Here is a 12,783-nt window from a genome sequence, read left to right on the forward strand (position 1 = left end):
AAAATAAATGAAGCAAAGCCTGGTTATTTTCTTACACGGCGTCGGCAGTAACGGCGACGATCTGGCGCCGCTGGGGGATGTGTGGCGGCAAAGCCTGCCGGAAACCCGTTTCGCCGCGCCTAACGCGCCGATGCCGTTTGACATGGGCCCCGGTTATCAGTGGTTCAGTGTCAACGGCGTAACCCAGGACAACCGGGCGCAACGGATCGCGGCCGCCAGGGCCGCGTTCGACCAGCAGGTTGCCCGGCTGATGGCGGAGCAGGGCATGGCCGATCATCCCGAACGGGTGGTGTTGGCGGGATTCTCCCAAGGTTCGATTATGGCCCTGGACGCCGTCGCTTCGGGGCGTTGGCCTTTTGCCGGCGTGGTGGCCTTTTCCGGCCGGTTATCGTCGCCGATGCCTTTGATACCGGCCGTCGGCACGCCGGTTCTCCTGATCCATGGCGCGGATGATCAGGTTATTCCTTCCTGGGAAACCGAGCGTGCCGGCGTTACCTTGCAGGAATTGGGTGTAACGGCGACTACCGTCATCTTGCCCCATCTGGGGCATGGGATTTCCGGTGAAGGCGTGGCGCTGGCGGGACGATTTATTTCGCGGGCGCTGTCCGCAAAGGCTGAATGAAACGGTTAATAAGCTTGATGACCGGCGCGGGATATGGCTTAGTAGGGTATCTTGGCGGCGATGAGAATCGCTGTTTCAGCCAGTATATTGGGGAGTGTCCGGAGAAAGAAATGTTCTCCGTAACAAATAATTAACAATTATCAGCAAGAATACTATTATAAGAAACATATCGCAGGCAGGAGGTAAATATGGGATTAGAGGAATGGGAAACTCGATACAAAGCCTATTTGGAACAGCATTTCCCTCAGGACGACAAAGCGCATGATCTCGCCCATTTTAGCCGTGTCTGGCAAACCGCTCAAAAAATTATGCACCTTACCAAGGCCGATGAATTAACCGTGCTGACAGCCTGTTATTTTCATGATGTGGTTAACCTGCCGAAAAATCATCCCGAACGCCATTTGGCCTCCGCCAAGGCGGCTAAAGAGACGTTGCGAATTCTGTCCGATTGTTTTGCGGATTTTCCGGTAGCGAAATATCCCTCGGTGGCACATGCCATTGAAGCGCACAGCTTCAGTGCCGGCATTACGCCTGAGACCCTGGAAGCGAAAATTGTCCAGGATGCCGACCGGTTGGAGTCCCTGGGTGCCATAGGGTTGGCCCGGGTGTTTCATGTTTCGGGTCAATTGGGGCGCGGTTTGTTTGATGTGGAAGATCCCTTGGCTCTCCATCGTCCTTTGGACGATCTTAAATACACCTTTGATCATTTTCAAACCAAACTATTAACTCTCGCCGATACCATGCAAACCGAAATGGGGCGCCAGATGGCGGCCTATAATATCGATTATTTGGTAACCTTTATGAGCAAGCTTTGCGCCGAGCTTAAAGGCGACTACTACCAGCTGGATACCGAGACCCTGGAGCGCTTCCGGGTTAAACGTTAACTTTTATTGACGTATGCGGCAGGCAAATATAGGCTTAAATATTGGCCGGCGTCGGGTTCCTCGCGACGTGGAATACAGACGTTGAAGACAGGAGAAATTCATGACATTTGAAACCGGTGATGTGGTCCAGCCGATAAACGGCGGACCGGCAATGAGTGTGGTAAAAGTTGAAAACGGCATCGTATTTTGCGGCATGATGGATTCCGGTGTGGAAAATGCCAAACAGTTCAAAGCCGAAGAGCTGTCCTTATACAAGGAAGACGGGGATTTTGGTGTGTGTTAACACCCAGGCTTGCCCATAAGCCGGGCTGTTTTCCTATTGCGGCCCGGTGACTGAATGCGTCGGATTAACTCCGGTAAGTCAAGAAGTTGCCTACCATGTAATGAATAGCCGCCAGGCGGCGTCACCCCTTGCAAAGCCCTGCCGATTCGCATATTTTATAAGCGGATTATGTGCCGGTCGGATATGGCCTCTCTTCTGGTGTGTATCTTTTGATATTGTTACTCAATAAGCTTATTTGTGAATAAAAGCCGTCAATCCCGTCGCGAGAGAAATTACAGAGAGACCCTGAATGATGCTCAATTCGCGATAGCGGTGCTCGCCGTAGCCTCAGGTACCCTCATCAGTTTTATCATTTTAGCGACACTGTGGTTCGTGTGATGAACACGTCGATATAAAGGAAGGATTGGACATGGAAAACAGCAAACTTGATGATACAACGTTGCTAGCAATAATCGGTTTGTTAATCTCAGTCTTGATTACCGTATCGGTACTGTTCGGTATAGCCTACTTTTATGATATCCGGCACAGTAGCGGCGTTGATACCGGTGCTTGTTATACCAAAACCAACGGCGCCTAGCTTATCCCCCACCCTCAGGCGGCAGCCAACACGGCCGCAACGTGAAAGATGAAGGGTATCTCAAGCCGGCATGGCACGCTGGTCAGGCAGGGGATCTTCCAGCAGGCCTTTGAGCCGTATCTGCTGGCTGCGCATCTCCAGCGCCAGAGGCTCGAATAATGAACGGCACCCGTTGACGTCAGGCATGCCGAGCAGGCCGAACGGCAAATGTTTGTCGCCGCTCCAGCTGCGATAATCCGCCACCGGGTAGATACAAAGGCCTTCAACGGCGACGTTGGCTTTCATTGCCAGGACGGTTTGCTCAAAAACATAACGCATCCAGGGGACCCGCATGTCGTTTTCCGCACCGGTCTCCGCGATCAGGATCGGACGCAGATACCGCTGGTGGACTTCGTCCAAAATTGTCGCAAAGGGCCGATAGTGGATGTCATCCACGGCAATGACGTCCCCCTTGAAAAACCACTGGTTGGCCGGACGGTAGCTGACCCCGACAATATCGAGATATTCCGGAGCGCCGCCTAGCTCGGGACAAATACGTCCGCTCAGCATATCCCAGACTTCAAACTGCGCCATCCGCAGCTCCTCCGAGGCGGCCTCCAGCTCCGGTTTGTTTTCCGGCGCATTGATGTGTACCACCGGTTCGGGTTGCAGAAATCGGGCGGTGTCGTCCACCGCGCGGATAGCGTCCATGGCGGCCAGCGTGGCGCGTACCAACTGTTGTTTGAGTAATTTGCCTTTATTTGACGTCATTGGCTGGATGTGCGCCATTTCGCCGCCGGCCCATGCCAGGAAAGAAATGGAATTTATCGGCGTATAGCAGGGCTGATGTATGCCCTCATCGCGGACCTTGGCGGCCACGGCGCCGGCGAAACGGGCAAAATGCTCCACAAAGGCCGGTTGCCAGATATCGAGATGATCCGGCCAGCCATAATGGCAAAGGTCCCAGATGACCTGGATGTTATTGGCCTGGGCGGCATGCAGCGTGGGCAGGAAACTGGACCAGTCGTACCGGCCGGCGGTTTCCTCAATCAGGTGCCAGCGCAGGCCGTCCCGCACGGTAACTATTTTCTGTTCCGCCAGTTGGGCATAATCCTTGGACGCCAGCATTTCGTGGCCGCTGGCATGAATCAGATCCAGGCGTCGGCCGTCGCCGCGTACTTCGGTGGAGCAGGCGAATCCGGCCTGCAAAAAACTTTTAAAAAGTGTCGGGTGGTACATGGGTGATATGCCATGTTCGATTTGATCTTGCATTGGGCTCCCCCCTTCCCATGACAGTTTTGCCTGACCGGGTCAATCTGCTTATCATGTAAAGTTAGACAGGTAACAGTTAAAACGTTTCCGGATATGGCGTACTTTTGCGATCTTTATTGCAAAGTTAGTTCACCAGAGAACCGCAAAAAGCCCTATGAGTCAAATTTTGTCCGCAATTGTTAAGGGCGATAAGCCTGTCCGGTGAATAAATGGGGTGAATTATGCCAGCAAGAATGGACGTAATGACCGGGGATATTACGGGGTTGGCCGCCGATGCCATCGTGAATGCCGCCAACAGCGCGCTGATGGGCGGCGGCGGGGTGGACGGGGCTATACATCGGGCGGCAGGTCCCGCCCTGGCCCTGGCCTGTGCCGAGATCCGGCGGCGCCAGGGCGGGTGCCCGGTGGGCAGCGCGGTGCTTACCGACGGGGGAAATTTACCCGCCAAGGCGGTGATCCATACCGTCGGACCGGTATGGCACGGCGGCGGACGTAATGAACCGGAACTGCTGCGGCAGGCCTATCTTAGCAGCCTGGCCCTTGCTTGCGATAAACGAATGCAGCTTGTCGCTTTCCCTAATATCAGTACCGGCGTCTACGGTTTTCCCAAAGAATTGGCCGCCGATATTGCGATTGCCGCGGTGGGTGAATTCCTGGCGCGGCATAGCTGGCCGAAAAGGGTTATTTTCGTCTGCTTTGACAGGGAAAACGCCCTCTTGTATCAAGCAAGATTATGACGGGCGCACAGGGGTAATTGACGCCGCGGATAATTGTTCAAGTGGACTTTGCATCGAAGTCGAGTTCGCTATTTTTGAATCTGCGTTTATTTGCGCGCATACTCGTTCCCGCCTGTGGAATTATTATAAATCAGCAGGCTAGCTGAAGAACGGGAACGATTATATTGTAATAAGATTTTTCCTATAATGGCCGTTAATTAAATTAGGCGCACGTTTTGTTTTGACGACCCGGTCGGGTCCGATAGCCTTTTGCACGCCAAAAAAGGCCGGCGCGAGGTCATTTAACTCGGCTTTTATAATAACTTCCCGCTTAACGTTAAAAATGATTAACCCCCCGCTGATGGCTCAGGTAAAATCAGCGGGCGGTTCCGATTGTTGGAATGTGCTGTTTTAGACTATCTTTTACCGGTAGATGCGTTTGTTTTCTGATCGTTGATTAAACACTGTACCGGTAAGATTAATGTGAGGAACCATCGTTGTATCACGCTGTCGGAAAAGTGATTTATCAATTAAAATTGCTTTAAATGATTAAGAGCACACGCATAGGGGGGGATGTGCCAACTAATAAATTTTTCGTCAAATTACCCAAAGCGAGTCTCCGTTGGCTGGGAGCGACGGTATTGTTATCCTTATACGCCTTGCCTTCATGGGCATTTTCTATTGACGATGTGGCTAAACAAGCGCAAGAACTGGCCAGTAAAGGTTACGAGGCGCCCAAAAGCAATTTGCCTTCGCAATTTCGCGAAATGAAATTTGCCGATTATCAGCAGATTCAATTCAATCATGATAAGGCTTACTGGCACGATCAGCCGACGCCATTCAAACTGGAATTCTATCACCAGGGGATGTATTTCGACACGCCGGTGAGAATCAATGAAGTCACATCTTCTGCCGTCACTGAAATCAAATATTCGCCGGATCTGTTCACTTTTGGGTCGGTCAACCACGATCCCGATTTGGTCAAGAATCTCGGTTTCGCCGGTTTCAAAATCCTTTATCCCATCAACAAGGCTGACAAGAGCGACGAAATTGCCAGTATGCTGGGAGCCAGTTATTTCCGCGTGATTGGCAAGGGCCAGGTATATGGCCTTTCCGCACGGGGCCTGGCAATTGATACCGCCTTGCCGTCCGGCGAGGAATTCCCGCGTTTTCGCGAGTTCTGGATTGAACGTCCGCAGCAAAACGATAAACATTTGGTGCTCTATGCGCTGCTTGACTCGCCGCGCGCCACCGGCGCTTATCGCTTTGTCATCTACCCGGGACGCGATACCAGCGTCGATGTGCAAGCCAGGGTATTCCTGCGGGATAAAGTGGGTAAACTGGGATTGGCGCCGTTGACCAGCATGTATTTGTTCGGTCCCAACCAGCCTTCCACCACCATGAACTTCCGTCCGGCGCTGCATGATTCCAACGGATTATCGATCCATGCCGGCAACGGCGAGTGGATCTGGCGTCCCCTGAATAATCCCAAGCATCTGTCCGTCAGCACCTTTCAGGTGGAGAATCCCCGCGGTTTTGGGTTACTGCAACGCGGCCGGTCGTTCTCGCAATACGAGGATCTGGACGATCGTTATGATCTGAGGCCCAGCGGCTGGATTGAACCCAAGGGGGATTGGGGTAAAGGGCATGTTGAGCTGGTGGAGATACCCACCGCCGATGAAACCAACGATAATATCGTGGCGTTCTGGACGCCGGAAAAACTTCCGGATACCGGTAAACCCTTCGATCTCGCCTACCGGCTGCACTTTACCCGCGACGAAGACAAAATTCATTCACCGGATTTAGCCTACGTTCAGCAGACATTGCGTTCCGCCGGAGATGTAAGACAGTCCAATCTGATTCGCCAGCCGGACGGCACTACCGCGTTTGTGGTGGATTTCGTCGGACCGTCCCTGAAGGCCCTTGACGAGAAGACTCCGGTGGCGTCCCAGTTGAGTGTTGGCAATAATGCCGAAGTGGTGGAAAACAATGTCCGCTATAATCCAGTAACGCATGGCTGGCGTCTGACGCTGCGTTTGCGCGTGAAAGATGAAAAGCAACCTACTGAAATGCGCGCCGCGCTGACCAACGGCGACAAGACATTGACTGAAACCTGGAGCTATTTGCTACCTGCCAATGAATAAATCAACCGAACCCAGCCTCGATTATATCGAGGCTTTACCGCTATCTCCCGAGCAGAAGAGCTCTTTGCTCGCCAAGTTGCCGGGGAAGGGCACTCCGTCCCTTGCATCGCTGCATGCCGATATCGGGAGCATGGCGCCCGGCACGACGCCCAGTGAAGACAATGCCGCCTTGGATTCGGTAAAATCGCGGTTGAACATGGCCTGGCCGGTAACCGAGACCTGCAAGGAGCTGCTGGTGGAGGATAGCCTCGGCCGTACCGCCATCAAGGCGATGCCCACCATTACGCGTACGCCGATGTTCCCGGAACCCTGGCTGACCAACCCCGTTTCACGTTTCTGGAATGCTTTGCGAGGTCATACCGCGCCGCCGCGCCATAAGGGGGAAGCGGCCGCCCGCGAGGACGGCAACTGGCGCCGGGTGGGAAGCATGCGCCGGTATGTTTTGCTCATACTGACGCTGTTTCAAACCGCTGTGGCCACCTGGTATATGAAAACCATCCTGCCATACCAGGGATGGGCGCTGATTGATCCGATGGATATGCTGCATCAGGACTGGCTGCAATCGGTTTTGCAACTGCTGCCTTATGTTTTGCAAAGCGGCATCCTGATTTTATTCGCCATACTGTTTTGCTGGGTATCGGCGGGGTTTTGGACGGCCCTAATGGGCTTTCTCCAGCTACTTATCGGCCATGATAAGTACAGTATCTCCGCCAGCACCACCGGCGATGAACCCCTGAATCCGCAACATCGAACCGCGCTCATCATGCCCATATGCAATGAGGATGTTGAGCGGGTTTTCGCCGGCCTGCGGGCGACTTATGAATCGGTGGAAGCCACCGGACAGATTGAACATTTCGATTTTTATATTCTGAGCGACAGCTATAACGCCGATATCGCCATCGCCGAGCAAAAGGCCTGGATGGAAATCTGCCAGGAAACCGGCGGATGCGGCCGAATTTTTTATCGCCGCCGCCGCCGGCGGGTAAAGCGTAAAAGCGGCAATATCGATGACTTCTGCCGCCGCTGGGGCAAACAGTACAGCTATATGGTGATCCTGGATGCCGACAGCGTCATGAGCGGCTTTTGCCTGACCAACCTGGTCCGGCTCATGGAAGCCAACCCCACCGCCGGGATTATCCAAAGCGCGCCCAAGGCCTCCGGCATGGATACGCTGTATGCCCGTTGCCAGCAGTTCGCCACCCGGGTATACGGACCGTTGTTTACCGCCGGGCTGCATTACTGGCAGTTGGGTGAATCCCATTATTGGGGTCATAACGCCATTATCCGGGTCGATCCCTTCATCAAGCACTGCGCCCTTGCGCCATTGCCCGGCGATGGTTCGTTTGCCGGCTCGATTTTATCCCATGACTTCGTGGAAGCGGCCTTGATGCGCCGGGCGGGATGGGGGGTGTGGATAGCTTACGATTTGCCGGGCAGCTACGAAGAACTGCCCCCCAATCTGCTGGATGAGCTCAAGCGCGACCGCCGCTGGTGCCAGGGCAATTTGATGAACTTCCGGCTGTTTCTGGTGAAAGGCATGCATCCGGTCCACCGGGCGGTCTTCCTCACCGGCGTCATGTCGTATTTATCCGCGCCGCTGTGGTTTATGTTTTTGGCGCTGTCGACCGCCTTGCAGGTGGTGCATACCCTGATGGAGCCGCAATACTTTTTGCAGCCTCGCCAGCTTTTCCCCGTTTGGCCCCAATGGCGACCCGAATTGGCGGTGGCGCTGTTCTCCACCACCATGGTGTTGCTGTTCTTGCCGAAGCTGCTCAGCGTGATCCTGATCTGCGCCAAAGGCGCGAAACAGTACGGCGGGGTATTTATCCTGTTCTGTTCAATGCTGTTGGAGATGCTGTTTTCCGTACTGCTGGCCCCGGTTCGCATGCTGTTCCACACCATTTTTGTGGTCAGCGCGTTTCTCGGCTGGGCGGTGCAATGGAACTCGCCGCAGCGGGATGACGATGCGACGCCCTGGAGCGAATCTTTCACGCGCCACGGTTCGCAAATGCTGCTGGGACTGGTCTGGGCCGGCGGTATGGCGTGGCTTGACCTGCGTTTCCTGTGGTGGCTGTCACCTATCGTATTTTCGTTGATCCTTTCACCGCTGGTGTCGGTTTTCTCCAGTCGGGCCAATCTCGGGTTGGCATGTAAACGTGTCAGCCTGTTTTTGATCCCGGAAGAGTACTCACCGCCTAAAGAGCTGGTGGATACGGAAAACTATCTGCGGCGTAATCAGGCGCGGGCGCTGTTGGACGGTTTCCGGCATGCGGTAATGGATCCTGCCTATAATGCCTTGGCGACCGGCATGGCCACCGCGCGCCACGGCGTCTGCCAGGCCATTGAAGTCGATCGTGAAGAGCACGTTCAGGCGGCGCTGCAACGAGGCCCGCGTGGCCTGACTCCTCCTGAGCGGCTGTCGATTTTAAGCGATCCGGTTATCCTCTCCCGTCTGCATCTGCGGTTATGGTCGCAGCCGCAGGCATGGCCGGCCTGGGATAAGAACTAGCCGAAGCAGTCTGAACCACCCGCAAGGATGGTTGAGCTTGTTGACAAAGTGCCCGGTCGCGACAGGTTGCTAGATCGTAAACACGCCGTAAATCCATCCCTGGAGGCTCGATCCGCGCCATCCCTGGCGCGGACGGTTTACTCCTCTAGCAGCCTGTCCCGCCTTATCGACTCCGAGTCTGTTTGTCCGCAGTCGGAACCACCCGCAAGGGTGGTTCCGCTTGTTGACATGTGTTGCGTGACTTTCCTCAAGACGTTCTCTTTTTCCGCGACAGAAAACGCTGCGTCAGTATGGGCAGCGATATCACCGTAATCAGCATCGCGCCGACAATAATCGACATTACAATTCCCGGCACGTTCAGCAGGCTCAGTCCAAAAGTGACCAACCCCATTAGGAACGCCGCGATAATCACGCCGGTCATGCTGCCGGAGCCTCCCAGCACATTCACGCCCCCCAATACCACCATGGTTATCACGCTTAACTCCCAGCCCAGCGCCAGGGTGGGGCGGGTGCTGCCCAGTCGTGAGGTCAGCAATACCCCCGCCAATCCGGACATGACTCCCACCATGCTGAACAGGATCAGATTATGGCGTTTCACATTGATGCCGGAATAATAGGCGGCGACAGGGTTATTGCCGATGGCGAAGGTCCGCCGGCCAAAATTGGTTTTATGCAGCAAAAAGTAAAACAGGATGGCCAGCATGATAAATAAGGCGAACTCGAACGACAGGGCGCCGAATACGTAGCCCTGTCCGAAAAAGGCAAAGCTGGCCGGGTAGTGGTTGATGGATTGATCCCCCAAGAGCACATAGGTAATACCCCGGAACAGGCTCATGGTACCGATGGTGATCACAATGGACGACAAATTCAAGCGGGTCACCAGCAGGCCGTTAACCAGACCGCACAGCAGTCCGACGCCCAGCCCGACGCAGACCAGCACCGAAGTCTCCATCCCGGCCTGGGCGCAAAAACCCATGATGGTGGAGCTCAGCGCCATGGTGGAAGCCACCGACAGATCGATTTCCCGGGCGATGATCAGCATCGCCATCGGTAACACTATCATGGCTTTCTCGGTGAAATTAAAGGTCGCGTCCGACAGGTTCCATAGATTCAGAAAATAAGGTGAGGCGGCGGCATTAATGGCAAACACCGCTACGGTCACTGCCAGTAAAAAAACCTCCCAGCACAGCAAGCGTTGAAACCATGAGATATTGTGCAGCGGAACCGGCTCCGGCTGCGAGTGAGAAAGTAGCGTCTTGTTCATATCATTTCTCTCACTTTTGTCGGGTCTGATTGGCAAGGACGGCATCACGCAGGATAAGCCGGCCCTTACGTTTGTTTGAGCGTTCGTTCAGGATGACGGCAATAACAATCACACCGCCGGATATCGCCATTTGCCAGAATGGCGACACCTCGATCACCGGCAGGGCGTTATTGATGACACCCAAAAACAGTGCGCCCAGCAGGCAGCCGGAAACCGACCCGATCCCTCCCATGGTGCTGACGCCGCCTATCACACAGGCGGCGATAATCTGCAGTTCAAAGCCGTTGGCGACGTCGACATAGGCCACCGCAAATCGTGATATCCACAGATATCCGCAAAATCCCGCCAGCGTGCCGGACAGGCAGAAACTGATAAACTGCATCTTACCGGCATTGATCCCGGTGTAATAAGCCGCGGTGGCATTGCCGCCGGCGGTATAGAGCGCCCGGCCGGTACGGCTGTAGCGCATAAAGTAGCCCACCGCCAGCAGCGCCGCGATGGCGCTCCAGCCCAGCAGCGGTAAATGCAGGAACTCACTGCGCGGCAAACCGAGGAAGGGTGCGCTCATTTGATGTGCGTTAATCCAGCCGCCGTGGGACAGTAAAAAAATAATGCCGCGATAAATGCTCATGGTGCCCAAGGTCACGACAATCGAGGGGATTCCCATCTTCCAGACCAATAAACCGTTGATGGCCCCCATCAGCAGCCCCATGACGGTGGCGATGATCACCAGCAGACCGATGGACAGATCGGGATGATGAAAATTCAGTAACGCGACAATCATGCCGGTCAGCGCCAAATTGGCGGCCATGGATAAATCGATGCCTTTGGTCAGCAATACCATCATTTGACCCAGGGCCAGGATGATAAGAATCGACGTGTCGTTGAAGGTTTCCAGCAGGTTTTCAAGACCTAAAAACTCCGGCGAACGACTGCCGACCCCGAGCACCATCATAATGATGACCAACCCCAGCAGGATCTCGCGGTGTTTGAATAATGTTTTCATCTTTACGCCGCCTCCGTGCCGGCACCGCTGGCCGCGCTGACAATCATCTCCGCCGTTGCCGCGCCGGCGTTGAATTCCGCCGCCATCAGACCCTCGTGCATGACGATAATGCGATCGGACATGCCCATGACTTCGGGCAACTCTGAGGAGACCATAATGACCGCCAGCCCTTGCCCCACCAGTTCGGCCATGAACTGGTGCACCGCCGCTTTGGAGCCGATATCGATGCCCTTGGTGGGTTCATCCAAAATGATGATGAGGGGCGCCGTCGCCAGCCATTTGCCGATCACCACTTTTTGCTGGTTGCCGCCGGATAAGGTCGCCACCTGCTGGCGCCAGCTAAAGGCTTTCACCTGCAGACGATTGGCGTAATCATCCGCCAGGGCCCACTCTTTTTCTTCATCGAGGAAGCCGGTCGGATTGAGATGGCTGAGCTGCGGCAGGCTGATATTCTGGTAAATGGGCAGATCGATAATGGTGCCTTGGCTTTGGCGCTCTTCCGGCACGTAAACGATGCCGGCGTGGATAGCCGCCGCGGGATGGGTGAAATGCCGGACTTTGCCACCGACGATTATCTGACCGCGGCTGGGTTGGGTCACACCGAACAGGGCTTTCATTAATTCCGTCCGTCCCGCCCCCACCAGGCCGTAAAACCCCAGGATTTCCCCCTTGCGCAATGAAAAATTTATGCCGGAAAACTCGGTGGGGTGGCTCAGGTTGACCACCTGCAGAACCGTTTCACCGGGCAGTCCGGACTTTTTGGGATAGACCTGGCTGATTTCACGGCCGACCATCATGGTGACCATGCTGGCCTCGGTGATATCGCCCATTTGGCCCGAACCCACGTAGCTGCCGTCACGCAAAACCGTGTAATAATCCGCGATGGCAAAAATCTCGTCAAATTTATGGGAAATAAACAGGATGGCTTTATTTTCCAGCTTTAAGCGTTCGACAATTTGATAAAACTCGATAATTTCATGCTGAGACAATGCCGCCGTCGGCTCGTCGAGAATAACCACCTGCGCGTTGAACGACAGGGCCCGGGCTATAGCCACCATATGCCGCTGGGCAATGCTCAGCTCTTTTAACACGGCGCTGGGGTCAATCTGCACTTCCAGCCGGGCCAGGATTTCCCGAGATTTTTTTTGCATGGCGGGCCAGTTCAGGCGTTTAAGCCAACCGCTGTAGAGATAGTGCCCGGCAAAGATATTTTCGGTTACCGACAGCTCGTCGAACAGCACGGTTTCCTGATGGATGGCGGTGATGCCGATTTTATGGGCGGCTTCCGGATTAACCAGTTTGATGGGGATTTTTTTATATTCTATCTCGCCTTTTTCCGGCTGATAAATGCCGGTCATCACCTTGACCAGCGTTGATTTGCCGGCGCCGTTCTCCCCCACAAGCGCCGTGACTTTGCCGGGATAGAGATCAATATGAACATTTTCCAGCGCCCGAACACCGGGAAATATTTTCGTGATCCCTTTTAATGATAATAAAGGTATGGCGTCGGTCATCACAACCCTCCGC

The 12,783-nt window shown here is 54.5% G+C and carries 11 protein-coding genes; 7 read left to right on the forward strand and 4 right to left on the reverse strand.

Going from position 1 to position 12,783, the window contains the following annotated elements:
- Positions 1–7: 7 nt before the first annotated feature.
- The 4 genes from HB631_RS20915 to HB631_RS20930 all read left to right on the forward strand — a co-directional run bounded on the left by HB631_RS20915 (position 8) and on the right by HB631_RS20930 (position 2,366).
- Positions 8–622, forward strand: coding sequence for a prolyl oligopeptidase family serine peptidase (locus HB631_RS20915; RefSeq protein WP_213993109.1), 615 nt, complete (start codon positions 8–10; stop codon positions 620–622).
- Positions 623–810: 188 nt separating this feature from the next.
- Entirely contained in the window at positions 811–1,506 is a 696-nt protein-coding gene (locus HB631_RS20920) for a phosphohydrolase (protein ID WP_213993110.1), read from the forward strand.
- A gap of 100 nt (positions 1,507–1,606) precedes the next feature.
- Entirely contained in the window at positions 1,607–1,789 is a 183-nt protein-coding gene (locus tag HB631_RS20925) for a DUF2158 domain-containing protein (protein ID WP_213993111.1), read from the forward strand.
- Between the two features lie 409 nt (positions 1,790–2,198).
- Positions 2,199–2,366: a hypothetical protein gene (locus HB631_RS20930; RefSeq protein WP_213993112.1), complete on the forward strand. Its 168-nt coding sequence runs from the start codon at positions 2,199–2,201 to the stop codon at positions 2,364–2,366.
- A 60-nt stretch (positions 2,367–2,426) separates the two neighbouring features.
- Here the strand turns inward: HB631_RS20930 and HB631_RS20935 are convergent, their stop codons facing one another.
- The gene (locus HB631_RS20935; RefSeq protein ID WP_213993113.1) at positions 2,427–3,617 is read right to left on the reverse strand and encodes a beta-glucosidase; all 1,191 of its coding nucleotides are present in this window, start codon (positions 3,615–3,617) and stop codon (positions 2,427–2,429) included.
- 221 nt (positions 3,618–3,838) lie between these two features.
- On the opposite strand from HB631_RS20935, the gene HB631_RS20940 reads away from it, so the two are divergent.
- The 3 genes from HB631_RS20940 to mdoH all read left to right on the forward strand — a co-directional run bounded on the left by HB631_RS20940 (position 3,839) and on the right by mdoH (position 8,986).
- A complete protein-coding gene (locus HB631_RS20940; RefSeq protein WP_213993114.1) occupies positions 3,839–4,354 on the forward strand; it encodes an O-acetyl-ADP-ribose deacetylase in 516 nt (171 codons plus the stop codon).
- A 554-nt stretch (positions 4,355–4,908) separates the two neighbouring features.
- Entirely contained in the window at positions 4,909–6,477 is a 1,569-nt protein-coding gene (locus HB631_RS20945) for a glucan biosynthesis protein G (protein WP_345945728.1), read from the forward strand.
- Positions 6,470–8,986 (forward strand): glucans biosynthesis glucosyltransferase MdoH, encoded by a 2,517-nt coding sequence (mdoH, locus tag HB631_RS20950; RefSeq protein WP_213993116.1) that lies wholly within the window; start codon positions 6,470–6,472, stop codon positions 8,984–8,986. Before HB631_RS20945 ends, mdoH begins: the two co-directional genes overlap by 8 nt.
- A 247-nt stretch (positions 8,987–9,233) precedes the next feature.
- On the opposite strand, the gene HB631_RS20955 is transcribed toward mdoH, so the two are convergent.
- From HB631_RS20955 to HB631_RS20965, 3 genes are read right to left on the reverse strand one after another with little or no spacing between them, the layout of a single operon-like run.
- The gene (locus HB631_RS20955; protein ID WP_213993117.1) at positions 9,234–10,250 is read right to left on the reverse strand and encodes an ABC transporter permease; all 1,017 of its coding nucleotides are present in this window, start codon (positions 10,248–10,250) and stop codon (positions 9,234–9,236) included.
- Between the two features lie 10 nt (positions 10,251–10,260).
- Positions 10,261–11,256, reverse strand: a complete 996-nt coding sequence (locus tag HB631_RS20960; protein ID WP_213993118.1) for an ABC transporter permease — start codon at positions 11,254–11,256, stop codon at positions 10,261–10,263.
- 2 nt (positions 11,257–11,258) lie between these two features.
- Positions 11,259–12,770 carry a sugar ABC transporter ATP-binding protein gene (locus HB631_RS20965; RefSeq protein WP_213993119.1) on the reverse strand — a complete coding sequence of 504 codons (1,512 nt, stop codon included), beginning with the start codon at positions 12,768–12,770 and terminating at the stop codon, positions 11,259–11,261.
- Between the last annotated feature and the right edge of the window lie 13 nt (positions 12,771–12,783).

The organism is Sodalis sp. dw_96 (assembly GCF_018449575.1).
GTDB lineage: Bacteria > Pseudomonadota > Gammaproteobacteria > Enterobacterales > Enterobacteriaceae > Acerihabitans.

Coding starts and splice junctions, on each gene's coding strand:
- HB631_RS20915 (WP_213993109.1), top strand. CDS start 8: ATGAAGCAAAGCCTGGTTATTTTCTTACACGGCGTCGGCAGTAACGGC.
- HB631_RS20920 (WP_213993110.1), top strand. CDS start 811: ATGGGATTAGAGGAATGGGAAACTCGATACAAAGCCTATTTGGAACAG.
- HB631_RS20925 (WP_213993111.1), top strand. CDS start 1,607: ATGACATTTGAAACCGGTGATGTGGTCCAGCCGATAAACGGCGGACCG.
- HB631_RS20930 (WP_213993112.1), top strand. CDS start 2,199: ATGGAAAACAGCAAACTTGATGATACAACGTTGCTAGCAATAATCGGT.
- HB631_RS20935 (WP_213993113.1), bottom strand. CDS start 3,617: ATGCAAGATCAAATCGAACATGGCATATCACCCATGTACCACCCGACA.
- HB631_RS20940 (WP_213993114.1), top strand. CDS start 3,839: ATGCCAGCAAGAATGGACGTAATGACCGGGGATATTACGGGGTTGGCC.
- mdoH (WP_213993116.1), top strand. CDS start 6,470: ATGAATAAATCAACCGAACCCAGCCTCGATTATATCGAGGCTTTACCG.
- HB631_RS20955 (WP_213993117.1), bottom strand. CDS start 10,250: ATGAACAAGACGCTACTTTCTCACTCGCAGCCGGAGCCGGTTCCGCTG.
- HB631_RS20960 (WP_213993118.1), bottom strand. CDS start 11,256: ATGAAAACATTATTCAAACACCGCGAGATCCTGCTGGGGTTGGTCATC.
- HB631_RS20965 (WP_213993119.1), bottom strand. CDS start 12,770: ATGACCGACGCCATACCTTTATTATCATTAAAAGGGATCACGAAAATA.